The organism is Hyphomonas sp. (assembly GCF_013823385.1).
Lineage (GTDB): Bacteria > Pseudomonadota > Alphaproteobacteria > Caulobacterales > Hyphomonadaceae > Hyphomonas.
Map to the genome: position 1 here is coordinate 38955 of NZ_PNMA01000001.1, position 24695 is coordinate 63649.

The 24695-nt window shown below is 62.9% G+C and carries 26 protein-coding genes; 14 read left to right on the forward strand and 12 right to left on the reverse strand.

Annotated features, from left to right (window positions below; translation table 11 throughout):
• The 6 genes from C0456_RS00185 to C0456_RS00210 form a co-directional block, all read right to left on the reverse strand.
• Positions 1-1299: a class I adenylate-forming enzyme family protein gene (locus tag C0456_RS00185; protein ID WP_291047215.1), complete on the reverse strand. Its 1299-nt coding sequence runs from the start codon at positions 1297-1299 to the stop codon at positions 1-3.
• Positions 1296-1541, reverse strand: coding sequence for an acyl carrier protein (locus C0456_RS00190; RefSeq protein ID WP_035599293.1), 246 nt, complete (start codon positions 1539-1541; stop codon positions 1296-1298). Before C0456_RS00190 ends, C0456_RS00185 begins: the two co-directional genes overlap by 4 nt.
• Positions 1538-2626 carry a hypothetical protein gene (locus C0456_RS00195; protein ID WP_291047218.1) on the reverse strand — a complete coding sequence of 363 codons (1089 nt, stop codon included), beginning with the start codon at positions 2624-2626 and terminating at the stop codon, positions 1538-1540. The genes C0456_RS00190 and C0456_RS00195 overlap by 4 nt, the downstream gene beginning before the upstream one ends.
• A gap of 1 nt (position 2627) precedes the next feature.
• Positions 2628-4097 (reverse strand): MBOAT family O-acyltransferase, encoded by a 1470-nt coding sequence (locus C0456_RS00200; protein WP_291047220.1) that lies wholly within the window; start codon positions 4095-4097, stop codon positions 2628-2630.
• Positions 4098-4247: 150 nt separating this feature from the next.
• Positions 4248-4646 (reverse strand): GtrA family protein, encoded by a 399-nt coding sequence (locus C0456_RS00205; RefSeq protein ID WP_291047222.1) that lies wholly within the window; start codon positions 4644-4646, stop codon positions 4248-4250.
• Positions 4643-6118 (reverse strand): UbiA family prenyltransferase, encoded by a 1476-nt coding sequence (locus tag C0456_RS00210; RefSeq protein WP_291047224.1) that lies wholly within the window; start codon positions 6116-6118, stop codon positions 4643-4645. Before C0456_RS00210 ends, C0456_RS00205 begins: the two co-directional genes overlap by 4 nt.
• 526 nt (positions 6119-6644) lie before the next feature.
• Between C0456_RS00210 and tig the strand changes: the two genes are divergently transcribed.
• Both tig and C0456_RS00220 read left to right on the forward strand, forming a co-directional pair.
• On the forward strand, positions 6645-7982 hold the full coding sequence (tig, locus tag C0456_RS00215) for a trigger factor (protein ID WP_291047225.1): 1338 nt from the start codon (positions 6645-6647) through the stop codon (positions 7980-7982).
• Positions 7983-8136: 154 nt separating this feature from the next.
• Entirely contained in the window at positions 8137-9306 is a 1170-nt protein-coding gene (locus tag C0456_RS00220; protein ID WP_291047226.1) for a DUF2336 domain-containing protein, read from the forward strand.
• On the opposite strand, the gene C0456_RS00225 is transcribed toward C0456_RS00220, so the two are convergent.
• Positions 9303-9977 carry a hypothetical protein gene (locus tag C0456_RS00225; protein ID WP_291047228.1) on the reverse strand — a complete coding sequence of 225 codons (675 nt, stop codon included), beginning with the start codon at positions 9975-9977 and terminating at the stop codon, positions 9303-9305. The genes C0456_RS00220 and C0456_RS00225 overlap by 4 nt on opposite strands.
• A 113-nt stretch (positions 9978-10090) precedes the next feature.
• Between C0456_RS00225 and C0456_RS00230 the strand changes: the two genes are divergently transcribed.
• A complete protein-coding gene (locus C0456_RS00230; RefSeq protein ID WP_291047229.1) occupies positions 10091-10897 on the forward strand; it encodes an NUDIX hydrolase in 807 nt (268 codons plus the stop codon).
• A gap of 3 nt (positions 10898-10900) precedes the next feature.
• Here C0456_RS00230 and C0456_RS00235 read toward each other — a convergent pair whose 3' ends face one another.
• Positions 10901-11485: an Hpt domain-containing protein gene (locus tag C0456_RS00235; protein WP_291047231.1), complete on the reverse strand. Its 585-nt coding sequence runs from the start codon at positions 11483-11485 to the stop codon at positions 10901-10903.
• Between the two features lie 79 nt (positions 11486-11564).
• Positions 11565-12332, reverse strand: a complete 768-nt coding sequence (locus C0456_RS00240; protein WP_291047233.1) for an NAD kinase — start codon at positions 12330-12332, stop codon at positions 11565-11567.
• Between the two features lie 200 nt (positions 12333-12532).
• Between C0456_RS00240 and C0456_RS00245 the strand changes: the two genes are divergently transcribed.
• Positions 12533-13324 carry a class II aldolase/adducin family protein gene (locus C0456_RS00245; RefSeq protein WP_291047236.1) on the forward strand — a complete coding sequence of 264 codons (792 nt, stop codon included), beginning with the start codon at positions 12533-12535 and terminating at the stop codon, positions 13322-13324.
• A gap of 91 nt (positions 13325-13415) precedes the next feature.
• Positions 13416-14633, forward strand: coding sequence for a 5-aminolevulinate synthase (gene hemA, locus C0456_RS00250; protein ID WP_291047237.1), 1218 nt, complete (start codon positions 13416-13418; stop codon positions 14631-14633).
• Positions 14634-14739: 106 nt separating this feature from the next.
• Here the strand turns inward: hemA and C0456_RS00255 are convergent, their stop codons facing one another.
• The gene (locus C0456_RS00255) at positions 14740-15138 is read right to left on the reverse strand and encodes a MucR family transcriptional regulator (protein WP_291047238.1); all 399 of its coding nucleotides are present in this window, start codon (positions 15136-15138) and stop codon (positions 14740-14742) included.
• Positions 15139-15359: 221 nt separating this feature from the next.
• Between C0456_RS00255 and glyA the strand changes: the two genes are divergently transcribed.
• From glyA to nusB, 7 genes are read left to right on the forward strand one after another with little or no spacing between them, the layout of a single operon-like run.
• Positions 15360-16667, forward strand: coding sequence for a serine hydroxymethyltransferase (gene glyA / locus C0456_RS00260; RefSeq protein ID WP_291047239.1), 1308 nt, complete (start codon positions 15360-15362; stop codon positions 16665-16667).
• Between the two features lie 6 nt (positions 16668-16673).
• The gene (nrdR, locus tag C0456_RS00265; protein WP_291047240.1) at positions 16674-17156 is read left to right on the forward strand and encodes a transcriptional regulator NrdR; all 483 of its coding nucleotides are present in this window, start codon (positions 16674-16676) and stop codon (positions 17154-17156) included.
• The gene (locus C0456_RS00270) at positions 17153-17806 is read left to right on the forward strand and encodes a RibD family protein (protein WP_291047241.1); all 654 of its coding nucleotides are present in this window, start codon (positions 17153-17155) and stop codon (positions 17804-17806) included. Before nrdR ends, C0456_RS00270 begins: the two co-directional genes overlap by 4 nt.
• An 18-nt stretch (positions 17807-17824) precedes the next feature.
• A complete protein-coding gene (locus C0456_RS00275) occupies positions 17825-18445 on the forward strand; it encodes a riboflavin synthase (protein WP_291047242.1) in 621 nt (206 codons plus the stop codon).
• Positions 18446-18448: 3 nt separating this feature from the next.
• Positions 18449-19576, forward strand: coding sequence for a 3,4-dihydroxy-2-butanone-4-phosphate synthase (gene ribB / locus C0456_RS00280; RefSeq protein ID WP_291047244.1), 1128 nt, complete (start codon positions 18449-18451; stop codon positions 19574-19576).
• A complete protein-coding gene (ribH, locus tag C0456_RS00285; protein ID WP_291047246.1) occupies positions 19576-20004 on the forward strand; it encodes a 6,7-dimethyl-8-ribityllumazine synthase in 429 nt (142 codons plus the stop codon). The genes ribB and ribH overlap by 1 nt, the downstream gene beginning before the upstream one ends.
• Positions 20004-20468 (forward strand): transcription antitermination factor NusB, encoded by a 465-nt coding sequence (gene nusB / locus C0456_RS00290; protein ID WP_291047247.1) that lies wholly within the window; start codon positions 20004-20006, stop codon positions 20466-20468. The genes ribH and nusB overlap by 1 nt, the downstream gene beginning before the upstream one ends.
• Positions 20469-20709: 241 nt before the next feature.
• Here nusB and C0456_RS00295 read toward each other — a convergent pair whose 3' ends face one another.
• Positions 20710-21879 carry an epoxide hydrolase family protein gene (locus C0456_RS00295; RefSeq protein WP_291047249.1) on the reverse strand — a complete coding sequence of 390 codons (1170 nt, stop codon included), beginning with the start codon at positions 21877-21879 and terminating at the stop codon, positions 20710-20712.
• A gap of 340 nt (positions 21880-22219) precedes the next feature.
• Positions 22220-22561, reverse strand: coding sequence for an iron-sulfur cluster insertion protein ErpA (gene erpA / locus C0456_RS00300; protein ID WP_291047251.1), 342 nt, complete (start codon positions 22559-22561; stop codon positions 22220-22222).
• A gap of 27 nt (positions 22562-22588) precedes the next feature.
• On the opposite strand from erpA, the gene C0456_RS00305 reads away from it, so the two are divergent.
• Positions 22589-23761: a deoxyguanosinetriphosphate triphosphohydrolase gene (locus C0456_RS00305; RefSeq protein ID WP_291047253.1), complete on the forward strand. Its 1173-nt coding sequence runs from the start codon at positions 22589-22591 to the stop codon at positions 23759-23761.
• A 115-nt stretch (positions 23762-23876) separates the two neighbouring features.
• A complete protein-coding gene (locus C0456_RS00310) occupies positions 23877-24695 on the forward strand; it encodes an SPOR domain-containing protein (RefSeq protein WP_291047255.1) in 819 nt (272 codons plus the stop codon).

Genomic DNA, 24695 nt, shown 5'->3' on the forward strand with positions numbered 1-24695 from the left:
TTAGCCTTTCTTGCCGGATTCGCGCACGGCGATGGCATCCACCACCTTGAAGGCGCGCGGCACCTGATATTGAGCGAGGTTCTCGCGGCAGGCTGCCAGGATGGCGCTGCGCGTTGTGGCCGGATCAAGTCCCGGCTCGATCACCACATCGGCCGCCACCAGCTGGCCGCTGATCGGATTGGACACGCCATAGACATGCGCTTCCACCACGCCGGGCTGCTTCAGCAGAAACTGCTCCACCATCAGCGGATAGACCTTGGAGCCTGCCACATTGATCGTGCTGTCGTCCCGGCCCACGATGAAGGCGCGGTCACCGCGTATCTCCACGCGGTCGGCCGTCGCCAGCCAGCCATCGTCGAGGCGGGGCTGGGCCGTGTCGGAAACATAGCCGCCCATGGCGTTGGGCGTGCGGATATGCAGGAAGCCGTCGCGCACGCGCATCGTCACGCCCTGCGTTTCGGTGTCCAGCCATTCGGCAGGGAAACCTTCGCGCCCATCGTGTACGGAGAATACGACACCCGCCTCGGTCGAGGCATAGATATGCGTTACCCGCGCGTCAGGGAACGCCTTGCGGATCCGGTCGAGCGTCGACTGGTCCGCCGCCTCGCCGCCCAGGGTAATCTGGCGCAGGCTCAGATCGCCGGGGCGCACCACCATGAGGAAGGCGCGCCAGAAGGTCGGCGTGGCTGAAATCTGGGTAACGCCATTGGCCTTCGCCGCTTCAAGAAAGCCCGCGGGCGTGCGCTCGTCGGGCGCCACAACCACGCCGCGCCCAACCACGGCGGTCAGCTGCACCTGAACGCCGGCAAAGCCGGTTGGCTGATAGGTGAGAAGCCATTTGGCGCCGCGATTGCCCGGGTGCATGGCCGCTTTGGCGCGGCTCATCAGGGCGCTGAGGCTGTGGGAAGCGATCTTCGGCGCGCCGGTCGTGCCCGAGGTCATCATGAAGATGCGCGCCGTGGCGGCCTCGGCCGGCGTCTCACCGGTCAGTCTGTCTTCGGCCGACACGATCATCTGCACACCGAATTTCTTCACCACGGCATCGATATGTGCCTCGGGAAGGTTGGTGTGGGCGATGAAAAGGTCCGCGCCCGTGCGGCTGGCCGCATCGATGGCGCGGAGAATGTGGAACGGGTCGTCAGACCGCACCATCAAACGCGAAACGTCCGCTTCGCTCATCGCGGCCACCAGGGTCTCCGCCGCGCGGGCGAGATCCCCGCGGCTCAGCATGCCGCGAGCATTTGCGATCAGCGGGGCGGTGTCACTCGTGTCGAGTCCGAAGGCGCCGGCAGCAATCATTTTGCGTAGAGCTTTGCAAGTTCGCCGACGGTGCGGAATTCGATGAAGCCTTCTGCGAAGGGATCATGGCCGACCACATCTTCCAGCTCGCGCACCAGCATGGCGAGGTCGAGCGAGTCGATGCTGATCGCGCCGCCCAGCAGTTCTGTCTCGGGCTCGATGGTTGCGGCCTTCACGCCTTTGTCTTCCAGCATGCGCTGAACGATCGAGGTGATGTGTTCGAGAACCTGTGCTTCGGTCATGGGTGTGTCTCCTTGGAAGATTGTGAGGGTTGGCTGTCGCACATCGCGTCTTCGCCAAATTGGGTGAGAATGTCATCCGCCAGCATCTTGGAACGGATCGGGCGGCCGTTTTCGTTGAGGTGATAAACGGTGTCAAAGTGCAGCTTCTTGTCGAACCGGAAGCCGCTGGCCGGGCGCGGGATCAGAAATTCCGGCACGGCAGCCATCTCCGCATTCAGCCGGTCGATCTCCTTGCTGTGGCGGTCATAGAAATCGTCCAGCAGGGGTGTCCAGGAAATCATCACGCGCACGCCGCGTGCATTCATGTCGCGAACGAATTGCTGCATCATCGGAATGACTTCCTGATCCATCGGGATGTTGGAAATGTCCATCGCATCAATCGGCTCATGCGGCCAGTTAACGCCCAGATGGCCGGCGAGGTCGCCATTGCGTGTGAAGTTGCGCGCGCTCTCGATATCGAGAATATCAACCTCAGTCCACGGCGTATCTGGTTCAGCGCCCAGCATGTAGGTAAAGTTGTCATACGTCTCACCCATTATGCGCAGCACCTTTTGCTGGGCAATGAAGGGAAACCGGCTGACCGCCGAGAGCTTCTGATAGGGCGTCAGGAATTTGAATACGCGCGGATTTGCCTTGGAAACCGTCAGCAGGTCGGTATTCGTTCCGTTCACAGACTTGTAGTAGCTGTCATACTCCCAGGCGATGACAACGAGATCGCCCGGCTTGAGATAGGGTTTCACCTCCTCCAGCATGAAGCGCACGCCGAAATAGCCGTTCATGCCCATATTGATCACCGGGCAGTGGGTGGCCTCTTCGATGATCGTGCTGTCGGTGCCGTAGGAAACGTTGGAGCCGCCCACCAGCACGATCTTCTTGGGAACATCCACCTCCAGCAGATCGTGCTTCAGATTGGATGCCTGGGCATAGTCGCCATCATCGGGCACCAGAACCGCAATCGCCACAGTCGTTGCGAACGCGGCCGCGAGCAGGAGAACGACCGGCAGGAAAAATCCGATCACGCCGAAGCGGCTTGGCTTTGCCTCGCCGGCTTCCGTCTGCTGAGGGGAGGGGGGGGCGGTATCCATATCAGAACCTGAAGTAGATGAAGGCAATTTGGGAACCATAGAAGGCGCCGAGCAGAACCACGGCAAGCGTGCCCACATAGTAGAGGCTCCAGCGCATCCAGACCGGGCGGCTGTCTATGGCCTCGCGCATGTTGATCCGCCCCTGCAGCACTTCGGCGCCCATCACCACGGCAATGCCGATCAGCACCAGGAAGAACTCGTTGCGGTTTGCGCCGACAACCGACAGCATATTGTCCTTGAACTGGCCCCAGCCGGTGCCGAGGCTGCCCACCATGTGCAGGGCGTCCTCCATCGTGGCGGCCCGGAAGAAGATGTAGGCAAAGCACACCAGCGAGAAGGTCACGGTAATCTTCAGTGCCCGGTAGAGGTTTGGCCGGTCATTCAGCTTCACGGCGCGGGCAAAATTGTTCCAGCGCTTCTGAAGCAGCAGGGACACCACAATATATCCGCCATGCAGCGCGCCCCAGACCACATAGGTCCATGCCGCGCCATGCCACAGCCCGCTCACCACGAAGGTGATGAACATGCCGTAGAGCATCAAGGTGAAGAACTTGATCTTGAACGTCTTCTGGCGGGTGATTGGCGTAAAGATATAGTCCGTCAGCCATGAGGTCAGCGAGATGTGCCAGCGCTTCCAGAAGTCCTGGATGGAAGTGGCAAAATAGGGCCGGTTGAAGTTCTGCGTCAGCTTGTAGCCAAAGATCAGGGCAATGCCGAGGGCGATGTCGGTATAGCCGGAGAAGTCGCAGTAAAGCTGGAAGGCATAAAGCCAGGTCGCAAAGGCGATCTGCACGCCATTGGCCGCGTCGGGATTGTCATAGATGGCGTTGACGAAGGGCGCGATCCGGTCGGCCACGAACACCTTCTTGAATACGCCCCACAGGATCAGCTGCAGGCCCAGCATGGCCTGCGTCCGGTCAAAGGCCGGATGCGCATGGATCTGTGGCAGCAGGTTCTTTGCCCGCTCGATCGGGCCGGCCACCAGCTTGGGGAAGAAGGTCACATACAGCGCAAAGGCGCCGAACTCGCGCTCGGCCTTCTGCTGGCCGCGGAAGATGTCGACCAGGTAGGAGATGAGCTGGAAGGTATAGAAGGAGATACCGATCGGCAGCAGCCATTGCAGCTCGGGAACGGGATACTCGACATTCGCCAGGCCGAGGATCGAGCGCAGCGTCTCGTTCAGGAAGGGCGTATATTTGAAAACAACCAGGTTCGCCGTCAGCAGCACGACGCCCAGCGCCATGATCTTCTGCTTGGCTTTCTTGTCGGGCGCCGCCTCAATCCGTTGGCCAAGCCAGAAGGAAAGGCCCGTCGCCGCCAGGATCTGCACCAGGAAAATGGGCTCGGCGAGGCCGTAGAAGAAAAGGCTGGCCGCCAGCAGCCAGATCCATCGCGCCCGCACGGGCAGCAGGAAGTGAACAACCGTCACCGCCACCAGGAAAATCACAAACTGCGTCGAAATGAACGCCACAGCGGCCCACCCTTATTCTACAATCTTACGAGGGTAGCGCCGATGAGACGCCCCCAAGGTCCCTTGCAAGTCCAGTGCCGCAAAAGCGGGGTACTGACAATCATAATCCCGAGCCGGCCGCCGATGCGTTCGCGTCTGCCCAATTCCGTCTCAGCGGAAGGTGAACAGCTTGTGGCCGAAGAAGTTGACCACGGCGCCGATGCCGATGCCTGCCAGGTGCGACGCGCCGGGCGCATAATGCCGGTAGGCTTCCGGCCACCATGGCCCGCTGCTCAGGAAGAGCGCCGCCAGCACGGTCACCACGCCGGCAACAATGTTGACGCCGATAAAGTCGCGGATCTGCAGCCAGAGCGGCCGGGTCGATCCTTGAAACACCAGGCTGCGGTAAAGAATGAAGCCTGCCACCATGCCGATCACGGTCGCTGCCGTAACGGCGGCTGCGTAGCTCATGAACATCGACAGTGGAAACCGGACGATCCAGTTCAGCAGCGCGGCTGAGCCACCCGCCAGCAGAAACCGCACCCGTTCATCCCGCAGCAGTCCGATCAAAGCGGCACCCCGAACCAGGCCAGGAGGAAGCAGATGCCGGCCAGCGCCGCATAGGCAAGGCACACCCTGTCCTTGACCACGAACACCACCGGATCGTCATCGAGGTCGCCGCGCTGGCACACCACCCAGATACGGCTGGAGATGAGGAAGATCAGCGGCGGCAACGCCCACAGCCATTCGCCCACCTTGATGAAGCTTTGCTGGTGCGCGTCCTCGATGATGTAGAGGACCATGATGACCACGGCCGCCACAGAATTGGCAATGCCGGCCGCCAGCACCAGCGGCAGGTCGGACGCGCGATAGCCCCGCCCGTTTACCCAGTCGCCGCCCTTTTCGATAACGCGGGCAATCTCGGTGTGGCGCTTTGCAAAGGCCAGCGAGGTAAAGAAGAACATCGCGAAGACAAACAGCCAGGGCGAGGGCTCTGCGCCCACCGCAACCATGCCGACCACAAGCCGCAGGGTGAAGAGGCTGGCGAGGGTGAAGGCGTCATGGATCACCTTGCGCTTCAGCCACAAAGAATAGGTGAGGGTGACGACCACATAGATCAGCACCCATTGCAGCACCGCCAGCCCCGCCAACAGCGCGAGCCCAAGCCCGGCCACAAAGCAGATCAGCGCGCCGAAGATGCCGGCGGGCAGCGACAGGGCGCCGCTGGCAAACGGCCGGCGCCGTTTGGACCAGTGCTGCCGGTCGTCCTGCAGATCCCAGATGTCATTGAACACATAGGTCGCCGATGCGGTGAACGAGAGCGCGAAGAAGGCCAGAATCAGGGGAAGGATGGACGACGGCTCGATGATCTTGCCCGAAAGCACGGCTGGCACGATCACCAGGACGTTCTTTGCCCACTGGTGCGGGCGCAGGCATTTTATGAAAGCCTTCAGCACGGTGGGGCGCGGAAGCACCTGAACCACATTGGCGCTCTTGCGCGCCTTGCTGACGGTGCTGCGGGAGGCGCCCACCAGAATGGCGTTGCGCGCGCGTTTCCAGACTTCCAGATCCGCCCGGCTGTCGCCGGCATAATCGAAGCCTTCCGGAAAACGCTTCACCAGCGCTTCGGCCTTTGTCTTGCCCTTGAGGTTCACATTGGCTTCGGTTGCCAGAACTTCAGAGATGAACGGAAACCTTTCCAGGAAGAGTTTTGCCGTCTCGGCATGGGCGGCGGTTGCCAGAACAACCTTCCGGCCCTTGTCCGCCTCCTGCTGCGCCAGCGCTACCACCTCTTCATTGATGGGCAGGAGTTCCGGATTCAGCGGCACAGCAGCGGCAAGCCGCTCTTTCAGCGTCACCCGGCCTGCCATCACCCAGCCAACCAGCCTGAAGATCGCAAAGGGATTGCGGCGCACGAAGGCCAGTGCCTGCTCGATCAGGGAATCGGTGCGGATCAGCGTGCCATCCAGATCGAGAACCAGCGGAACGGGATCTGCCCTGTCCAGGGCGGCGGTGGTCACGGAGGTGCCGTTATCGATCATGGCTCTGCTATCTTCCTGAGCGTGTAGGTACTGGCGCCGCAACGGGGTGTGCCAGTGCCGGACGGCTGACCCCCAAGGTTGCATCAAACGCATAAAACAAGGTGAAGGCGGTCAGTTGCTTCAGGCAGCCGGCCGCGGCGGCCCAAGTGCCGGCCAATCTCCCGGCCGGGCGCGCAAGGCTGAATGGCCCATCTGAATGCATCGTCCACCCTCTCGGTATTCGCCCGCTGCCTCTTGGTCCCCGAAGGCAACGGTAATCCGCGACTGTTACAGCAATTAATGTGCCAGCCGGAGCAGGGGATTAAGCATTCGCCGCAGAAATCCGGTTCACCTGCTCCCGAATGCGGCAGCATCGGCCTTCGGGGCGCCTTCCCCGGCGTCATAATCAGGCACTGCATATCCGGTGAAGCTGGCGTGGACAGGGCCTTGTGCCTGTGACATAAGCCGCCGCTTCAGGCAGGATCAGCAGGCTCCGGGCGCGCATTCTGGCGTGCGCCGCGCCGCCCAATAGACGGAAGAATGTCCCATGGAAGTGACACAGACCAAGGCAGAAGGTCTTAGCCGCACCTTTGCGGTCAAGGTGCCGGTCAGCGAGCTGCAGGCGAAACTCGATGCCCGCATCGAGGAAGTGCGCCCGCAAATGCGCCTCAAGGGCTTCCGCCCTGGCAAGGTGCCCGCATCCCATGTGCGCCAGATGTATGGCCGCGACCTCATGGGCGAAGTGATCGACAAGCTGGTCAACGAAACCAACCAGAAGGCCCTCGAGGAAAATTCGCTGCGCCCCGCTGGCCAGCCGAATGTCGAGATGGAAGCTGACATCGAGAAAGTTGTCACCGGCCAGGCCGACCTGTCCTACAACATGCACGTTGACGTGATGCCGGAATTCACCCCGGTGGACGTCTCCACCCTCACCATCGAGCGGCCGGTTGCCGAGATCGCTGACGAGCAGATTGACGAAGCGCTCAAGCGCATCGCCGAGCAGAACACCAAGTTCGAAGCCCGCCCGGAAGGTGAAGTCTCCCAGGACGGCGACGCCGTGATCGTGGATTTCGTCGGCAAGATCGACGGCGTGGCCTTTGATGGCGGCACCGCTGAGCAGCAGGCCGTTGTTCTCGGCTCCAACCGCTTCATCCCCGGCTTCGAAGAGCAACTCTTCGGCGTCAAGGCCGGCGACGAGAAGGAGCTGAACGTCTCCTTCCCGGAAGACTACCCGTCCGCAGACCTCGCCGGCAAAGCGGCCGTGTTTGAAACCAAGGTCCACGAAGTCCGCGCCCCGCAGACTCCGGAAATCGACGACGAGTTCGCTAAAGGCCTCGGCCTTGAAAGCCTCGAACAGCTGCGCGGCCTGGTCAAAGACCAGCTGCAGAACGAGCACAACGCCGCCTCGCGCTCGAAGGCCAAGCGCAACCTGCTCGACAAGCTCGACGCCGCCCATGATTTCGACCTGCCGCCCGGCATGGTGAACATGGAATTCGACCAGATCTGGCAACAGCTGCAGCGTGAAATGGATGCTGGCCGCGTCTCCGACGAGGAGAAGGCGAAGCCGGAAGACGAGCTCAAGGCCGAATACCGCAAGATCGCCGAGCGCCGCGTGCGCCTTGGCCTCGTGCTGGCAGAAGTCGGCCGTCTGGCAGACGTGCGCATCTCCGAGGCGGAAGTGAACCAGGCCCTCATCCGCGAAGCCCGCCAGTATCCTGGCCAGGAGCGGGAAGTGGTCCAGTTCTTCCAGAAGAATCCCGGCGCCATGGCCCAGCTGCGCGCCCCGATCTATGAGGATAAGGTCGTCGACCACATTCTCGAGACGGCAAAAGTTGAGGATAAGACAGTCACCCGCGAGGAACTGTTCAAGGAAGACGAAGAGTAATCCTTTTCCTTACAAGGCATTCCAAGCCGGCCGGTCGAAAGACCGGCCGGTTTTGTTTTACGCGGGGTTCTTTCAGTCCGGTCATTTTGGTAAACGGCTGTTAACCGGCTTCGGAGAGGTTGCCGGTATATTTTGACCGGGATTCCATTAACCTATGAGCGTCCAGAGCCTCCGCCCTCAACTCACCCAGCAGGACATCCACCGGCTGATGAAAGGCGAGTCGCCCGAGCAGCGTGCCTCGGTCGCCCATCGGCTGTGCCGCCGCATTGGCCTGGACGTGCTCAGCGATACCGAGAAGCAGTACGCTCAGGAAATCATCAAGATCCTGGCCGCCGATGCCGCAGACCTTGTCCGCCGCACGCTGGCCATCACCCTGCGGTCCTCGCCGATCCTGCCGCGTGAGATCGCGCTGAAACTGGCGCGGGACATCGAAGCGGTCGCCATCCCGATCCTCGAAGAGTCGCCCGTCTTCACCGAGGAAGACCTCGTCGAACTCGTCCTGTCGGTCACCGCGGCCAAGCAGGCTGCCATTGCCGGGCGTGACGGGCTGTCGATCACGGTCTCCGAAGTCATCTCCGAACACGGCGCGGTCGAAGCGGTGCGTGCCCTCGCCGAAAACCAGACCGCCGAATGGAGCGACAAGGCCTATACCGACGCGCTGGCGCGCTTCGGGTCTGACGAAATCATTCAGGCGGGCCTGATCCGCCGCGACTTCATCCCCGTCCACATCGCCGAGAAGATGGTCTCGCTGGTCTCCGGCAGCCTGTTCGACATGCTGGTCAACCGCCACGAACTTCCCGCCCAGCTGGCCATCGATCTGGCTGCCAGCGCCCGCGAGCGTGCGACGATCGATCTGGTAGAGCAGGCGGGCCGCTCGCATGACCTGCCACGCTTCGTCTCGCAGCTGAACCTCAACGGCCGGCTCACCCATTCGCTGATCATGCGCGCCCTCTGCTGCGGCCAGATGCCGTTTGTGGAACATGCCCTGTCAGAGCTGTCGGGCGTCGCCCACCAGCGCGTCTGGCTGATGATCCATGATGCCGGCCCGCTTGGCCTTCAGGCCGTGTTCGATCATGCGGGGCTCCCGCGCAAGATGCTCGCGGCGTTCAAGGCGGCGGTCAATGTCTATCACGAAACGGAACATGACGGCGGCCCGAACGACCGCGCAAGGTTCCGTGCCCGGATGATCGAGCGCGTGCTCACTCAGTTCCAGGCAATCCCGAAGGATGACCTCGACTATCTGCTCGACAAGCTCGATTTCTATTCGGAAATGGCCGCGCGCGAAGAGGCTGGCGGCACAGGCACAGGCACAGACGGGGCTTAAGCGTCCGTCCTCGGAGCAATCGCCCCGGCAACCCCGGTCTCTTCCAGGAAGTCGCCATCCCGCCAGCTCGCATTGTCGGCCACCACCAGGATGCCGCATTCGCGCGCGATCATCACGATCTCCTGCAGGTCTTCGGAGGTTTCCAGCGCATCTGCGTCTACACGGATCGTATCGATCAGCAGGCGCAAGCCCTCGCTGAGCGCGCAATGCCAGGAGCGGCGCATGTCGATGCCGACGCGGAAGCCCGCCTTGCGCAGGCGCGCCACGCGGCTCGTGCTGTCGGCAGCGTCCGCCGCAAAGGTCGCATCTGAAAACATCAGGCAGAATTCCTGCTGGCACATCGTCGTGCGCCGCACCGCCGCGTCACAGGCGACCGCCGTATTTACATTCGCCAGCGCCGCCATCGGGGCAGGCACCAGGATCGGCCGCGCCATCGCGCCATCGGCGCAGGCGGCAGACGCCACACGCACCAGCCGGTCGGCCAGCCATTTGGCCGGGTCGGTTTCGGCCGCCACGGTGGCCGGTCCAAAGCTGACGCGTTCCTCAAACTCCACGGTCTCTTCGGCCGCCATGCCCAGGCTGTCGCCCGCCAGCAGATGCACGACCGGCAGGAAGCGGACGCGGTTCTGCTCAAGGCGGGGTGAGGCGGCATGGATATTGAGGGAAGTCACGCGGGCGTCTCCGAAACAGTTTATGGCTATTGCCTTCCCTAACGGAGCAAGCTGAACATCACGCGGAAGAGACCCGGCAAATTTGCCGGAAATTGGACACAAAGAGACACCAGATGACCGCCCAGACCCCGCCGGACGCCCGCCTGTCAGCGACAATTCTTCTTTTGCGAGAAGGTATTAGCACGCCAGAAGTGCTGATGGTGAAGCGCCATTACGAGATCGACTTTGCCGCCGGCGCGCTGGTCTTTCCGGGCGGAAAAGCTGCCGCCAGCGACACCGATCCAGGCTGGGACGCGTATACGGACGGCGATTACGGCCCGGTCCAGCAGGACGCCCGCATCGCCGCCATCCGCGAGGCCTATGAGGAATCCGGCATCCTTCTGGCGCGCCACCGCAAGGCGCGCGGGCCAGGGGCGCCGCTGGTGGGCGCTGACATCGCCGACACCCTCGCGCCCCACCGCGCCGCCGTAGACCGCGGCGAAATCCCGTTCCTCGATCTCGTGCGCGAACACGATCTCACCCTGGCGCTCGACCGGCTCATCCATTTCGGCCACTGGATCACGCCGGTGATGATGCCCAAACGCTTCGACACACATTTCTATGTCGCCCCGGCGCCCAGCGGCCAGATCGCCGCCCATGATGGCCGCGAGACAACCGATGCCGTCTGGCTGTCGGCGAGCGAGGCGCTGGAGCAGGAAAAGGCCGGGCAGGCGACCATCATCTTCCCCACACGGATGAACCTGGTGAAGCTCTCGCGCGCCGCGTCGCTGGAAGATGCCCGTCAGCGGTTTGCAGCAGAGCCCGTGATCACGGTGCTGCCGCGCCCCGGCAAGACGGAAACGGGCGCTCCCTGCCTCTTCATTCCCGAGGAGGCCGGCTACGGCCAGACCGTCGAGCTGCTCTCGAATGTGAAGGTTTAGGCTCTAGCCTGCATTGCCGGTCTTGAGGGCCACGCGGCGCTCAAGGGCTTCGCACACGGCATCGGCCACCGATTCTGAGCCCTCGCCCTGCGGGCCGGCGGCCACGGCGGCGCGGCACGCCTCGATGTGCAGGTTGATCAGCGCGCTGTTCTCGCCGGGGCGCGTGCCGCTCAGCAGTTCACACAGCGATCCGCACAGGCGCGAGACGGCGGGGTAGCCATAAGAGGTCGCCGCGCCGCGAATATTGTGGGCGCAGGTATACAGCGTGCGGTAGTCGTCGGCATCGGCTTCGGGCTTCTGGGCCACGCGCCAGGCATCGCGCATCTTTTCCAGATCGTTGCGCATCCAGCCTTCAAATTCTTCGGTCAGGGCGTCGAGGGCCTCTTCCGCCTGGCTCACCATCTCCTGCGGATCGGCCACGAATACCGGCTCCGGCGGGGCGATGTCTGCGGCGTGGGGCGCTTCGGGGGCCGGCGCCGGGGCAGAGGCCGGGCGGATCACGCGGGAAATGTCGGGCGCGGCAACGGCCTGCGCCGGTTTGCGGTTAAACTTGGCGGTATCCAGTTTCTTGAGGAACTTGCCCAGCATCACTCAACCCTCGTTTCTGAAGGACCGTGATTAACCAACAAAATTTAACATTAGCCTGACGCAAGGCGTTGAAATTGCCTCAGAAAGCAAACTGTTCCCGCAAAATGCGCTCGTCCAGCGCATGGCCGGGGTCAAACAGCACTTTCAGCGTCCTTGCCGGATCGGTTTCCACCGTCACCCTGGCAATATTGCGCACCTCCTCATTGTCGGCGGAGGCAGAGACCGGGCGGCGGTCCGGATGGATCACTTCGATGTCCACCTTGGCTTCGGCCTTCAGGAGTGCCCCGCGCCAGCGCCGGGGCCGGAAGGCGCTCACCGGCGTCAGCGCCAGCAGCTTTGCCCCGATCGGCAGGATCGGCCCATGCGCGGAAAGGTTATAGGCGGTCGATCCGGCCGGCGTCGCCACCATCAGCCCGTCACAGACGAGTTCTTCCATCCGCACCCGCCCGTCGACGACGATCTTCAACCGCGCCGATTGCGCCGTCTGGCGCAGCAGCGACACTTCATTGATCGCCATCGCCCGGTGGATCTTTCCGTCAAGATCAGTGGCCGCCATCCGCAGCGGGGAGAGCGTCGCCCGCTCGGCCGCCTCGATCCGCTCGATCAGGCCGTCCGCGCGGTAGTCATTCATCAGGAAGCCAACCGTGCCCAGATGCATCCCATAGACGGCCTTGCCATCATTGAAGCGCCGCCGCAGCGTATCCAGCATTGCGCCATCCCCGCCGAGGGCGACGATCACTTCGGCCTCTTCCTCGGAATAATGGCCGTATTTCTCGCGCAGAAGCGGCAGCACCTGCTGCGCCTCCGGCCGTTTTGAAGCATAAAAAGCGATACGCAGCGATGTCATGCGGCGGCATGTGGGAATGTTTTGCCCCACCCGTCAAGGCGGGCTGGCTATGTCCTGCGCAGGGCTTCCCTTGCGGCAAAACGTGACGCCGGCGTCATCTGAATCTGGCGCTGATGCCCAAACTCGTTTACTTTCGGCTCCGGAAACGCACACAATCGTCTATAAGCACGCAAAGACACGCATCCAGGGAGAAGACCACGATGGCCGATGGCGCAGGCAAGATTGATATCCGCAACTCCGTCAGTGAAGCCGAATGGAAGGCGCGCGTAGACCTCGCCGCGCTTTACCGTCTCACCGCGCTTTACGGCTGGGACGACATGATCTTCACCCACATTTCCCATCGCGTCCCCGGCCCGGAACACCATTTCCTGATCAATCCCTACGGCTATTTCTTCGAGGAAATCACGGCTTCCTCGCTGGTGAAGGTCGATCTGGACGGCAACATCGTTCAGGAAACCGACGCGATGATCAATCCGGCCGGCTTCACCATCCACTCGGCCATCCATGCCGCCCGTGAAGACGCGCATGTCGTCATGCACGTCCACACCGATCAGGGCGTCGCCGTGTCGGCTCAGAAGGAAGGTCTCCTCCCGCTCAGCCAGACCGCCATGGTGGTGCGCGAAGATGTCGCTTATCATGACTATGAAGGCATCGCCCTCGACCTGGACGAGCGCGAGCGCCTGGTGCGCGACCTTGGGCCGAAGAAGCATTCGATGATCCTGCGCAATCACGGCACGCTGACCTGCGGCGCCACCGCGGCCATCACCTTCACCCGCATGTTCTTCCTGGAACGCGCCTGCAACATGCAGATCATGGCGCTTTCGGCTGGCCGCAACGGCGTTCTGGAATGCGATGGCGGCCTCCAGCAGAAGGTCGCCGGGCAGGGCGGCATGACCGAGCACAGCACCGGCATGTCCACCCTTACGGAGAAACTCGTCTGGCCAGCCCTGCTGCGCAAGCTGGACCGGGATCTGCCCGGTTATGCCGCATAGGTATTTTCCCTGATTAGACTACATGGGTTGCCGGATTAAGCGTCCGGTTACGCAAGTTAAGCATGGTAAGTCGTAGAGAGTTCAGAGCGCCATGAAGCACCTCAAAGCCTTTGAAGACGCCCTTGGCGCCATCCACAGTGAAGGACGCTACCGGGTCTTCATCGACCTGCACCGTCACAAGGGCCGGTTCCCCAAGGCCACCGCGCGGTTCGAGGCGGGCGAGCGTGAGGTCACCATCTGGTGCTCGAACGACTATCTCGGCATGGGCCAGGATGACGATGTCATCAATTCGATGCACGAAGCCATCGACAGCTTCGGCGCCGGCTCGGGCGGCACGCGCAACATCTCCGGCACCACCCGCTTCCACGTCGATCTGGAGCGTGAGCTGGCAGACCTGCACGGCAAGGAAGCCGCGTTGCTGTTCACTTCGGGCTATGTCTCGAATGACGCGACCCTGTCGACGCTCGGCAAGATCCTGCCCAACCTGATCATCTATTCCGATCAGCTGAACCACGCCTCGATGATCGAGGGCATCCGCCGCTCGGGCGCCGAATACCGCGTGTTCCGCCACAATGATGTGGACCATCTGCGCGCCCTGCTCGAGAATGACGACGCCGGCCGTCCCAAGCTCATCGCCTTCGAGAGCGTCTATTCGATGGATGGGGATTTCGGCCGGATGCAGGAGATCTGCGACCTCGCCGAGGAATTCAACGCCCTGACCTATCTGGACGAAGTCCACGCCGTTGGCCTCTATGGCCAGCAGGGCGCCGGTGTCGCCGAAATGCTCGGCCTTGGCGACCGGATCGACATCATCGAAGGCACGCTGGCCAAGGGCTATGGCGTGATGGGCGGCTATATCGCCAGCCACGCCACCGTGATCGATGCCATTCGCTCGATGGCCTCCGGCTTCATCTTCAGCACCTCTACCTGCCCGGTGATGGCGGCCGGCGCCCTGGCCAGCATCCGCAAGCTGCGCACCGATGAGGGCCGCCGCCTGCGCGCCGTGCACCAGGCCAAGGCACTCGAACTGAAGCAGAAGTTCCGCGATGCGGGGCTGCCGGTCATGGACTCGCCCTCCCACATCGTCCCGCTGCTGGTCGGTGACCCGGAGCGCTGCAAGGCCCTCTCCGACACGCTGCTGTTCGACTTCGGCATCTACGTGCAGCCGATCAACTACCCCACCGTGCCGCGCGGCACCGAGCGCCTGCGCTTCACGCCGAGCCCGGTGCATGACGAAGTGATGATGGACGAGCTGGTCGCGGCTATCCTCGCCGTGTGGAAACAGCTGGGGCTCGACAAGGCCGCTTGAGTCCGCCGGCTGTCCGGATGTGTCCGAAACTGTCCGGATTTGTCCACGCACTGACCGGCAAATGTATCAGGATGGCCCGGTTCTGCCGGGCCATTTGCTTGTCAGGTCAGCGTTTTTTGCCGAGCCCAATCTGCTTGGCATGCTTCGACCGAAGCTTGGCATAATTGGGCGCCACCATCGGATAATCGACCGGCAGGCCCCATTTGGCGCGGTATTCTTCCGGGGTCATGTCATAGCGCGTGCGCAGATAGCGCTTCAGCATCTTCAGCTTCGCGCCGTCTTCCAGGCACACCAGATACTCGGCCGTCACCGACTTGTTGACCGGCACCGCCGGCTCCAGCTGTTCGGCCGGGGCAGGGGCGGGAGACGAAAGACTGGTAATCGTGGCGTGAATACTTCTGATCAGCTCGGGAAGCTGTGACGACTGCAGAGAATTATTCGCCACATACGATGAGACAATCTCAACCGTCATTTCCAAAGCGTCTATCTCTTCCGGATCCGTCATTCGCCCACCCCATCCATCCTGTAATCGTTGCAGCGATTCTCGCAATTCTTAGCTTGTCTAAGTATAATCGCGATAGTCCGTAAAGTATCGGGCTAAATTTTTCATCGCAGCGATGAGAATTCTTCTATTCCAGTGGAAACTCTTGAGAACTTCGAGTCGCAGTTGCCCCGGTCGGCTGCACGGCGTAAACAGCGCCCAGACCGTCATATAGGAGGCTCCCCATGGCAGATTCGGCGCATGTTCCTGAAACGCTGACCGGCGGGTTCTTCTCGGCCGGTCTGGCCGAGCGCGACCCCGAGCTGGCCGCCGCCATCAGCAAGGAAGCCACCCGCCAGCAGCACCAGATCGAGCTGATCGCCTCGGAGAACATCGTCTCCCGCGCCGTCCTCGAAGCCCAGGGCTCGATCCTCACCAACAAATATGCCGAGGGCTATCCCGGCAAGCGCTACTATGGCGGCTGCGAATTCGTCGACATCGCCGAGGAACTGGCGATCGAGCGCGCCAAGAAGCTGTTCAATTGCGGCTTTGCCAACGTCCAGCCCAATTCCGGCAGCCAGGCCAATCAGGGCGTCTTCCAGGCGGTCCTGAAGCCCGGCGACACCATCCTCGGCATGAGCCTCGCCGCTGGCGGCCACCTCACCCACGGCGCCAAGCCCAACCAGTCGGGCAAATGGTTCAACGCGGTCCAGTATGGCGTGCGCCCGGATGACCACCTGATCGACTTTGAAGAGGTCGAGCGCCTCGCCCGCGCGCACCGCCCGCAGATGATCATCGCCGGCGGCTCTGCCTATCCCCGCCAGATCGATTTCCAGCGCTTCCGTGAGATCGCCGATGATGTCGGCGCCATCTTCCTGGTCGACATGGCCCACTTCGCGGGCCTCGTCGCTGGCGGGGCCCACCCCAATCCGCTCGACCATTGCCACATTGCCACCACCACCACGCACAAGACCCTGCGTGGCCCGCGCGGCGGCATGATCCTGACGAATGACGAGGCGTTGGCGAAGAAGATCAACTCGGCCATCTTCCCCGGCATCCAGGGCGGCCCGCTGATGCACGTCATCGCTGGCAAGGCGGTCGCCTTCGGCGAGGCGCTGATGCCGGAATTCCAGGCCTATGCTGAACAGGTCGTCTCCAATGCCCGCGCCATGGCGGCTGCCTGCCGCACCGCTGGCCTCGATGTCGTCTCCGGCGGCACCGACACCCACCTCGCCCTGATCGACCTGCGCCCGAAAGGCGTCACCGGCAAGGATGCCGAAGCCGCCCTCGAGCGCGCCTTCATCACCTGCAACAAGAACGGCATCCCGTTCGATCCCGCCCCGCCGACCGTTACCTCCGGCATCCGGGTCGGCTCTCCGGCCGGCACCACGCGCGGCTTCCGCGAGGCCGAGTTCATCCAGATCGGCACCTGGATCGGCGAGATCGTCGAAGCCCTCGGAAATGGCAACAGCGAAGCTGTCGAAGCCCGGGTCCGTGAAGAGGTGAAGGCGCTGACCGCGCGCTTCCCCATCTATGAAGGTCTGGGGGGCTGAGCGGCTTTGCGGTGTCCATTCTGCGGTTCTGACAATACGTCCGTAAAAGACAGCCGCGCTGCTGAAGACGATACCGCTGTGCGCCGCCGCCGTGTCTGCGAAAGCTGCGGCGCCCGCTTCACCACCTTCGAACGCGTGCAGCTGCGCGAGATCATGGTGGTCAAGCGGGATGGCAAGCGCGTGCCGTTTGACCGGGAGCGGCTGGCCCGCTCCATCACCATCGCCCTGCGCAAACGCCCGGTGGACCGGGAGCAGATCGACCAGATGGTTTCCGGCATCCTGCGCAAGCTGGAGAGCACCGGCGAGCAGGAAGTCACCTCCAACGATGTCGGCGAACTGGCCATGGAAGCGCTCAAGCGCGTTGATCCGGTCGGCTATGTCCGCTTCGCCTCGGTTTACCGCGACTTCAAAGACCCCAGCGACTTCGCCCAGTTCATCGACAAGGCCGCCCTCGACGATGAAGACGAAGACGGCGCGCCCGGAAAATGAAATCCCTCCGCATCACCCTGAAGATTGCGTCCTCGCTGGATGGGCGCATCGCGCTGGCTGATGGCACCAGCCAGTGGATCACCTCCAGCGCCTCCCGCGCGCGCGGCCACCAGATGCGCGCCGAAAATGATGCCATCATGGTCGGCATCGGCACCGTCCTGGCCGACGATCCGCTGCTGACAGCGCGCACTGTGCCTCTGCCGGCGCGCCAGCCGGTGCGTATCGTGGCGGATTCCCGCGGCCGCCTGCCGGCCGCCTCGCGCCTCGCCCAATCGCTCGATCTTGGCCGCGTCGTCGCCGTCACCTCCGGTCAGGCCGCAGATGCCGTCCTTCCCCCCGGCATCGACATCTGGCGCTGCGGCAAGGGCGTGCGGATGGACGCGGTGGAATTTGTCCGCCGTGCCGAGGCTGAAGGCCTGCGCACCCTCCTCATCGAAGGGGGCAGCACGCTGGCGGCCACCTTCATCCGCGCCGGGCTGGTCGATGAGATCGCCTGGTTCCGCGCCCCCATCCTCATCGGCGGGGAAGGCCTTCCCGCCCTTGGCGCTCTCGGGCTCACCGATCTCAAATCTGCGACCCGCTGGCGCCCTGTCGCAACGGAACGGATTGGGGATGACGTTCTCGACACTTATGTTCGCTCTGAGCAATAGGCCCCAGGATAAGAAATCATGTTTACTGGCCTCGTCACCGATGTCGGCACTGTCCGCAAGGCAGAGCACCGTAACGGCCTCACCCGGTTTGAAGTCGAAAGCGGCTATCCGCTGGCTGAGATCGCCATGGGCGCCTCCATCCTGCATTCCGGCGTCTGCCTGACGGTGGTGGACAAGGGGCAGGGCGCGCGCGGCGCCTGGTTTGCGGTTGAGGCGGTGCCCGAAACCCTGTCGAAAACCATCCTCGGCGGCTGGCAGGAAGGCACCCGCGTCAATCTCGAACAGAGCCTCAAGCTCGGCGAGGAACTCGGCGGCCATTTCGTGTTCGGCCATGTGGACGGCGTCGGCGAGATCGTCTCGGTCGAGCCGGAAGGTCAGTCTTTCCGTGTCACCATCCGCCCGCCGGCCAGCATTGCGCGCTATTTCGCCACCAAGGGTTCTGCCGCCATCGATGGCGTGTCGCTCACCGTGGCCGCCGCCCTTCCGAATGGAGACTTTCAGGTCGCCATCATCCCGCACACCTGGGACGTCACCACCCTCAGCGCCCTCAAGCCCGGCACGAAGGTAAATCTCGAAATTGATATGCTTGCGCGCTATGTGGCCCGCATGATCGGCGCAGATGCGCCCCAAGGGAGCTGAATAATGAGCAGCGAGTTCACCGCCGCCATCTCCTCGATTGAGGAAATCATCGAAGACGCCCGCAATGGGCGCATGTTCATCCTGGTGGATGCCGAAGACCGCGAGAATGAGGGCGACCTCATCATTCCGGCCACCTTCGCCACGCCGGAGGCGGTCAACTTCATGGCCAAGCATGGCCGGGGCCTCATCTGTCTCGCCATGACGCAGGAGCGCGCCCACACGCTCAGCCTCGACATGATGACCCGCAACAACCGCGAAAGCATGGGCACGGCCTTCACCGTCTCCATCGAGGCGAAAGAGGGCGTCACCACCGGCATCTCCGCACATGACCGTGCCCGGACGATTGCCGTTGCCATTGATCCGACCAAGGATCATGACGACATCGTCACCCCCGGCCACATCTTCCCGCTGATCGCCAAGGAAGGCGGCACGCTCGTCCGCGCCGGCCACACGGAAGCCGCTGTCGACATCTCCCGCATGGCCGGCCTCTTTCCCGCCGGCGTCATCTGCGAGATCATGAATGATGACGGCACCATGGCCCGCCTGCCGGAGCTGATCGCCTTCGCCCAGCTGCACAATCTCAAGATCGGCACCATCGCCGACCTGATCGCCTGGCGCCGCCAGAACGACCGTTTCCTGGAGCGCCGCATCGAGGCCCCGCTGGAATCCGATTATGGCAGCGGCTTCCGCACGGTCTGTTTCCGCAACACGCTGGACAATTCCGAGCATATCGCCATCGTCCATGGCGACATCAAGCCGGATGCCACCACCCTCGTCCGCGTCCACCGCACGGACATCCTGGCCGACATTCTCGGCGAGAAGGGCCCCCGTTCGGGCCTTGTCTCCCGCGCCATGCGCCTGATCGCGAGCGATCCCAATCCGGGCGTCGTCGTCTTCGTCAACACAATGCAGCCGGGCTCGCTTGCAGAGCGTCTCGGCCTGAAATCCGCCGCCCCGCGTGATCCGTCCGCACCTCTCAGAGAGTACGGCATCGGGGCCCAGATCCTGCGCGAACTCGGCGTCCGGCGCATGGTTTACCTGTCCGATACGCAGCCCACCCGCCTAGCAGGGCTTGACGGATACGGTCTGACAATAGAGGGCTGGCGCCGCCTGAACGAGGAGAACACCTGATGGCCGACCGCGTCCTCATCGCGATTTCGCGCTATTACAAGCATATCAGTGACGAGCTGGAAGCCGGCGCGATGGAAGTGCTGGAAGCTGCCGGCGCGAAAGTCACCGTCATGGAAGTGCCTGGCGCTTTTGAAATCCCCGGCCTGATCGCCATGTCGGCCGATTCCGGCCGGTTTGACGGCGCCGTGGCGCTCGGCTGCGTCATTCGCGGCGAAACCAGCCATTATGACTATGTCTGCGGCGAGAGCGCGCGCGGCCTGATGGACCTCATCGTCCAGCGCCGCCAGGCCATCGGCTATGGCATCCTCACGGTCGAAAACGAAGCCCAGGCGCTCGCCCGGGCAGATCGCAAGCGCAAGAACAAGGGCGCGGAAGCGGCCAATGCCTGCCTTGCCATGATCAAGTTCCGCAAAGAGCTGATCGGCTGATGACCCAGAAATTGCCCTTCGATGTCACTCGCGCGCGCCGGGCCGGCGCGCGTCTTGCGGCGGTTCAGGCACTTTACGAAATGGAGCAGACGGAGAAATCCGCCCGCGCCACGATCCGCGACTTCATGGAAGACCGTCTGGGCATCGGCCCGGACGGCCTGCCCGTCGAAGAGGCAGACCCCGACCTTTTCAAATCCATCGTCAACGCCGTGGTCGAACATCAGGCGAAGATCGACACCGCCATTCTCGCGCGCCTTGCCGAGGGCTGGAAACTCACCCGCCTCGACGCCACCATGCGCGCACTGCTGCGCGCCGGCGCGGCCGAATTCATCGCCCACCCGGAACTCTCCGACGCAGTGATCCTCGACGAATACGTCTCCCTCGCCCACGACTTCTTCGAGGAGGGCGACGCGAAATTCGCCAACGCCGTCCTCCAGAACATGGGCCGGGATCTGCGCGCCTAAACCCCTCTCCCACTTGCGGGAGAGGAGGGGCCCATTGCAAAGCAATGGGAGGTGAGGGCCTCTACACCCCTCAGATAATCACCCAAAACCCTCCGCACACGTCACCCTCGACGGGCGCAGCCCGTCTGAGGGCCCATCGCCAGCCCCCTCCGCAGGTCCAATCGGTAAAGTCAGAAGCTGGGCGCTCAGATGGCCTTCGGCCATCGAGCGTGACGAAGGAAAGGTATGCGAGAGCACAAGTTCACCCCACATCCCGCGCCCACGCCCGCACATCCTCCACATACACCTCCGGCGCTTCCATCGCCGCGAAATGCCCGCCGTGCGGCATGTCCGTCCACCGAACAATATTATACGCCCGCTCGGCCCAGCTTCTCGGCGGGGCCACGATATAGCGCTCCCCCGGATAGCTCGCAAAGGCCGTCGGCGTTTCGCAGCGCTCGCCCTCGGGCAGGCCATTGCCGCCTTCCTGGAAGAGGGCATTGTAATACCATACGCTCGTCGCAATCGCGTCGTTCACAAGGTAAATCATCACATTCGTCAGCAGCTGGTCGCGCGTGTAAACCTCAAAGAGGCCGCGCTGGCTGAGGTCGCTCCAGCCGTGAAACTTCTCCAGAATCCACGCCGCCGTGCCCATCGGCGAATCCATCAGCGCCATCGCCAGCGTCTGCGGCTTGGTCGCCTGCTGCATCAGGTAGGCGCCCTCCATCTGCATCATCATCTGTGAATGCTGTAGCCACTGGGTTTCCTCCGCCGTCTGAGGAACCGCCGGGGTCGGCCGGAAGCCCATCATGTTGAGATGGATCGCCTTCGCGCCGCCCTTGCCATCCTGCGCGCCATGGTTCTTGCCAATCCAGGACGTGACCATCGAACCCCAATCCCCGCCCTGCGCGAGGTAGGTGGGATAGCCCAGCACCTCCCGCATCAGCTTGTCCCACATCGCCGCCGTCGCCCGCTGGCCGATTGGCGAGGCAGGCTTGCCGGAAAAGCCATAGCCGGGCAGGGACGGGATGATCAGGTCAAACGCGTCCTCCGCCTTCCCTCCGTGCTCGGAAGGGTAGGCGAGCGGCCCGATCGCCTGCCAGAACTCATAGATGCTGCCCGGCCAGCCATGGGTAATCAGCAGCGGGCGCTTGCCCTTCGCCTCGCCCACCACATGCACGAAATGGATCGGCAGCCCGTCCACCTCGGCGATGAATTGCGGCCACCGGTTCAGCTCCGCTTCGGCCGCCCGCCAGTCATACTGGTCCAGCCAGTAGCGCTGGATGTCCTGCATCACCGGCGTCGACATGCCATAGGCAAAGCCCTGCTCATTGGCCGGGGCAGGGAACCATTTATACCGCGCCACCCCCGCCCGTATCTCGGCGAGCTTTGCATCTGGAATATGGACTTTGAATGGTGTCGGCGCGGACATGGTGTTTCCCCTCATTTGGTTGGGGCGAGCCTAGCGCAGTCACTCACCGGGACTAAGCCATCCCCCAGCGGCAAGACCCTCACCTCCCACGCTCTTTGAGCGCGGGCCCCTCCTCTCCCACTTCGCGGGAGAGGGGGGGGGGCCCATTGCGAAGCAATGGGAGGTGAGGGCCGGGCCACGTCCAGGTTTGTCCGCAAGCTGACCCGATATGTCCGAAACTGTCCGGATTTGTCCAAAAACTGTCCAGCTTCTGACCGCGCCTGACACAGAAAAAACTCCAACCGCGTTGGAGTTTTTGCCCCCGCCGTTGGAGGTTCCGTTGGAGTTTTTTAGAGCTTTTTCAGACCGAAAAACTGGTCCCGCAGCCACAGGCGGCGGTCGCGTTCGGGTTCCTGATCTTGAACGCTGCGCCGATCAGCTCTGTGGAAAAGTCGATCTCCGAGCCCCGCAGGAATTCCAGGCTCATCTCGTCGATCAGCACCCTTGCCCCGTCGCGTTCGATCACCAGATCGTCAGTATTTGCAGCAGGCGCGAAGTCAAACTTGTAGGAGAAGCCGGAACATCCGCCCCCTTCCACAGACACGCGCAGGAAGGCCGCGCCGTCCTGTTTGGCGAGAATCGCGTTAATCCGCTTCGCAGCAGACGCAGTCAGTGTCACATCCGGGGCAACGGTCTCGGTCATGAGCCTAACATAAGGACGAATTCCTTGATGGAAAAGAGAGCCCCTTACGCAACACGTCACGAAGACAGCCGGGGCCGCTTCTTCGAGGAGGCGCCTTCCGCCACCCGCACCCCGTTCCAGCGGGACAGGGACCGGATTATCCACTCCACGGCCTTCCGCCGGCTGAAGCAGAAGACCCAGGTTTTCGTCGCCCATGAGGGCGATCATTTCCGCACGCGCCTGACCCACTCCCTTGAAGTGGCTCAGATTTCCCGGACAATCGCGCGTACGCTGGGGCTCGATGAAGACCTCGCCGAAACCCTCGCTCTCAGCCATGATCTCGGCCATCCGCCCTTCGGCCATGCGGGAGAAGACCAGCTCGACGCCTGCATGGAGCCCTATGAAGGCTTCGATCACAATGCCCAGTCCCTGCGCATCGTGACGCGTCTGGAGCGCCGCTATCCCCTGTTTAGTGGGCTCAATTTGACCTGGGAAACCCTCGAAGGCCTCGTCAAGCATAACGGTCCGCTGACAGGCCCGGACACCCCGGTCACGGCGCTTCCCATCGCCTTCCGCGACTTCGCCCCCCTCGAAGAGCTTGAACTCGACCAGTTTGCCGGCCCCGAAGCCCAGGTCGCCGCCCTGTCAGACGACATCGCCTACAATAACCACGACATCGACGACGGCATCGCTGCGGGTCTCTTCACTGTCGATGATCTCCTGCAACTCCCTGTAGTTGGAGACGTTTTTCGCGGTGTCCGCATGGAATACCGCGATCTGGACGACCGGATGGTGACCTATGAAGCCGTCCGCCGGCTCATCGGCCTGTGGATCAACGATCTTGTGGGCGAGACCCGCGCCCGCGTGAAACGGCTGAAGCCCCAGTCTGCTGCCGAAGTGCGGGCCCTGGGCGAGCCGCTGATCGGCTTCTCCGAGGCGCTCGAAGGCCCCCAGCGGGCCCTGCGGACGTTCCTCTATTCCCGCATGTACAAGCATTACCGTGTCAACCGGATGCGCTCGAAGGCCAAACGCGTGCTGGCGGACCTGTTCGAGGTGTTCCGGAACGAGCCGCAAACCCTGCCGCCGCCCTGGAATGGCCTTGCCATCAAGGAAGAAGGCGCCCGCCGCGCGCGCATCGTGTGTGACTACATGGCCGGAATGACCGACACCTACGCCCTGGAGGAGTATCGCCGCCTGTTTGATACGAGCGCGCTTACCTAGCGGGTTTGGGCAGCCGGAAAGGGCATTTCCACCGGGTTAGGGGGCTCTCTTCAACGCTCGTTAAGGAAGCTCCCTTAAAAATTAACCTACGCGAATGATTCCAAGGAGTTCTCCCATGAGCCGATCGGACATGGCAGGCCGTGAAAACCCGTTTGAAGACGACTATCGCGGCTTTGACGTGCGCGAGGACGAAGCCGCGCGTGGGCCCCTGATTCTGACGCTCGCAATCGGCGTGCTGCTGATCTTCGGCGGCGTGGTCTGGAACACCTACCGTCAGGGCGTGCGCCCCGCCACCGATGGCCTGCCCAGCGTGATTGCCGAGGCCCAGCCCTTCAAGCAGCTGCCCGCAGACCCCGGCGGCAAGCCTGTGAAGTACACCGACAAGCAGTTCTACGACGCCATGGACGCATCCCAGCGCTCCGAAGCCGATATGAAACTCGCCTCTGCCACCACGCCTGCGGCTGGCGCCCTTGCGGGCGGCCCACCGGCAGATCTGCGTCCGGTGCCTGCAGACACCCTGACAGAAGAGACTGTCACCACCGCGCCCGCCCCCCAGCCTCTGCCGGTCACGGATCTGCCTTTGCCCGGATCTGAGGCCAAGCAACCGATTTCCGCCGTTTCGATCAAGCCGCCAGAGCCCATCGCGCCGCTCTCCTCGCAGGCGCGCTTCACCTTCACCGAATCGGGCGCTTTCCTGGTTCAGATCGCCGCCCTGCGCTCGGAAGAAGCAGCCGAAACTGCATGGCGGCGCGTGACCTCCTCGGCGCCTGAGCTGTATCATGGTGCTTCAAAGCGCATTCAGCGGGCAGACCTCGGCTCTGAAGGCGTTTTCTACCGCCTCCGCGTTGGCGCCTTCGCCGAACGCTCGGAAGCGGTCGCCTTCTGCGAGGCGATCAAGGAAACCGGGGCGAACTGCATCGTGGTGACGGGATAA

What these genes read in the sequence shown, in the direction of transcription:
- C0456_RS00305 (WP_291047253.1), top strand. Translation starts at nt 22,589, where the DNA reads ATGGAAAAGAGAGCCCCTTACGCAACACGTCACGAAGACAGCCGGGGC.
- hemA (WP_291047237.1), top strand. Translation starts at nt 13,416, where the DNA reads ATGAAGCACCTCAAAGCCTTTGAAGACGCCCTTGGCGCCATCCACAGT.
- C0456_RS00270 (WP_291047241.1), top strand. Translation starts at nt 17,153, where the DNA reads ATGAAATCCCTCCGCATCACCCTGAAGATTGCGTCCTCGCTGGATGGG.
- C0456_RS00255 (WP_291047238.1), bottom strand. Translation starts at nt 15,138, where the DNA reads ATGACGGATCCGGAAGAGATAGACGCTTTGGAAATGACGGTTGAGATT.
- C0456_RS00275 (WP_291047242.1), top strand. Translation starts at nt 17,825, where the DNA reads ATGTTTACTGGCCTCGTCACCGATGTCGGCACTGTCCGCAAGGCAGAG.
- C0456_RS00230 (WP_291047229.1), top strand. Translation starts at nt 10,091, where the DNA reads ATGACCGCCCAGACCCCGCCGGACGCCCGCCTGTCAGCGACAATTCTT.
- C0456_RS00310 (WP_291047255.1), top strand. Translation starts at nt 23,877, where the DNA reads ATGAGCCGATCGGACATGGCAGGCCGTGAAAACCCGTTTGAAGACGAC.
- C0456_RS00240 (WP_291047233.1), bottom strand. Translation starts at nt 12,332, where the DNA reads ATGACATCGCTGCGTATCGCTTTTTATGCTTCAAAACGGCCGGAGGCG.
- erpA (WP_291047251.1), bottom strand. Translation starts at nt 22,561, where the DNA reads ATGACCGAGACCGTTGCCCCGGATGTGACACTGACTGCGTCTGCTGCG.
- nusB (WP_291047247.1), top strand. Translation starts at nt 20,004, where the DNA reads ATGACCCAGAAATTGCCCTTCGATGTCACTCGCGCGCGCCGGGCCGGC.
- C0456_RS00245 (WP_291047236.1), top strand. Translation starts at nt 12,533, where the DNA reads ATGGCCGATGGCGCAGGCAAGATTGATATCCGCAACTCCGTCAGTGAA.
- C0456_RS00185 (WP_291047215.1), bottom strand. Translation starts at nt 1,299, where the DNA reads ATGATTGCTGCCGGCGCCTTCGGACTCGACACGAGTGACACCGCCCCG.
- C0456_RS00235 (WP_291047231.1), bottom strand. Translation starts at nt 11,485, where the DNA reads ATGCTGGGCAAGTTCCTCAAGAAACTGGATACCGCCAAGTTTAACCGC.
- C0456_RS00295 (WP_291047249.1), bottom strand. Translation starts at nt 21,879, where the DNA reads ATGTCCGCGCCGACACCATTCAAAGTCCATATTCCAGATGCAAAGCTC.
- ribB (WP_291047244.1), top strand. Translation starts at nt 18,449, where the DNA reads ATGAGCAGCGAGTTCACCGCCGCCATCTCCTCGATTGAGGAAATCATC.
- glyA (WP_291047239.1), top strand. Translation starts at nt 15,360, where the DNA reads ATGGCAGATTCGGCGCATGTTCCTGAAACGCTGACCGGCGGGTTCTTC.
- tig (WP_291047225.1), top strand. Translation starts at nt 6,645, where the DNA reads ATGGAAGTGACACAGACCAAGGCAGAAGGTCTTAGCCGCACCTTTGCG.
- ribH (WP_291047246.1), top strand. Translation starts at nt 19,576, where the DNA reads ATGGCCGACCGCGTCCTCATCGCGATTTCGCGCTATTACAAGCATATC.
- C0456_RS00220 (WP_291047226.1), top strand. Translation starts at nt 8,137, where the DNA reads ATGAGCGTCCAGAGCCTCCGCCCTCAACTCACCCAGCAGGACATCCAC.
- C0456_RS00210 (WP_291047224.1), bottom strand. Translation starts at nt 6,118, where the DNA reads ATGATCGATAACGGCACCTCCGTGACCACCGCCGCCCTGGACAGGGCA.
- C0456_RS00190 (WP_035599293.1), bottom strand. Translation starts at nt 1,541, where the DNA reads ATGACCGAAGCACAGGTTCTCGAACACATCACCTCGATCGTTCAGCGC.
- C0456_RS00195 (WP_291047218.1), bottom strand. Translation starts at nt 2,626, where the DNA reads ATGGATACCGCCCCCCCCTCCCCTCAGCAGACGGAAGCCGGCGAGGCA.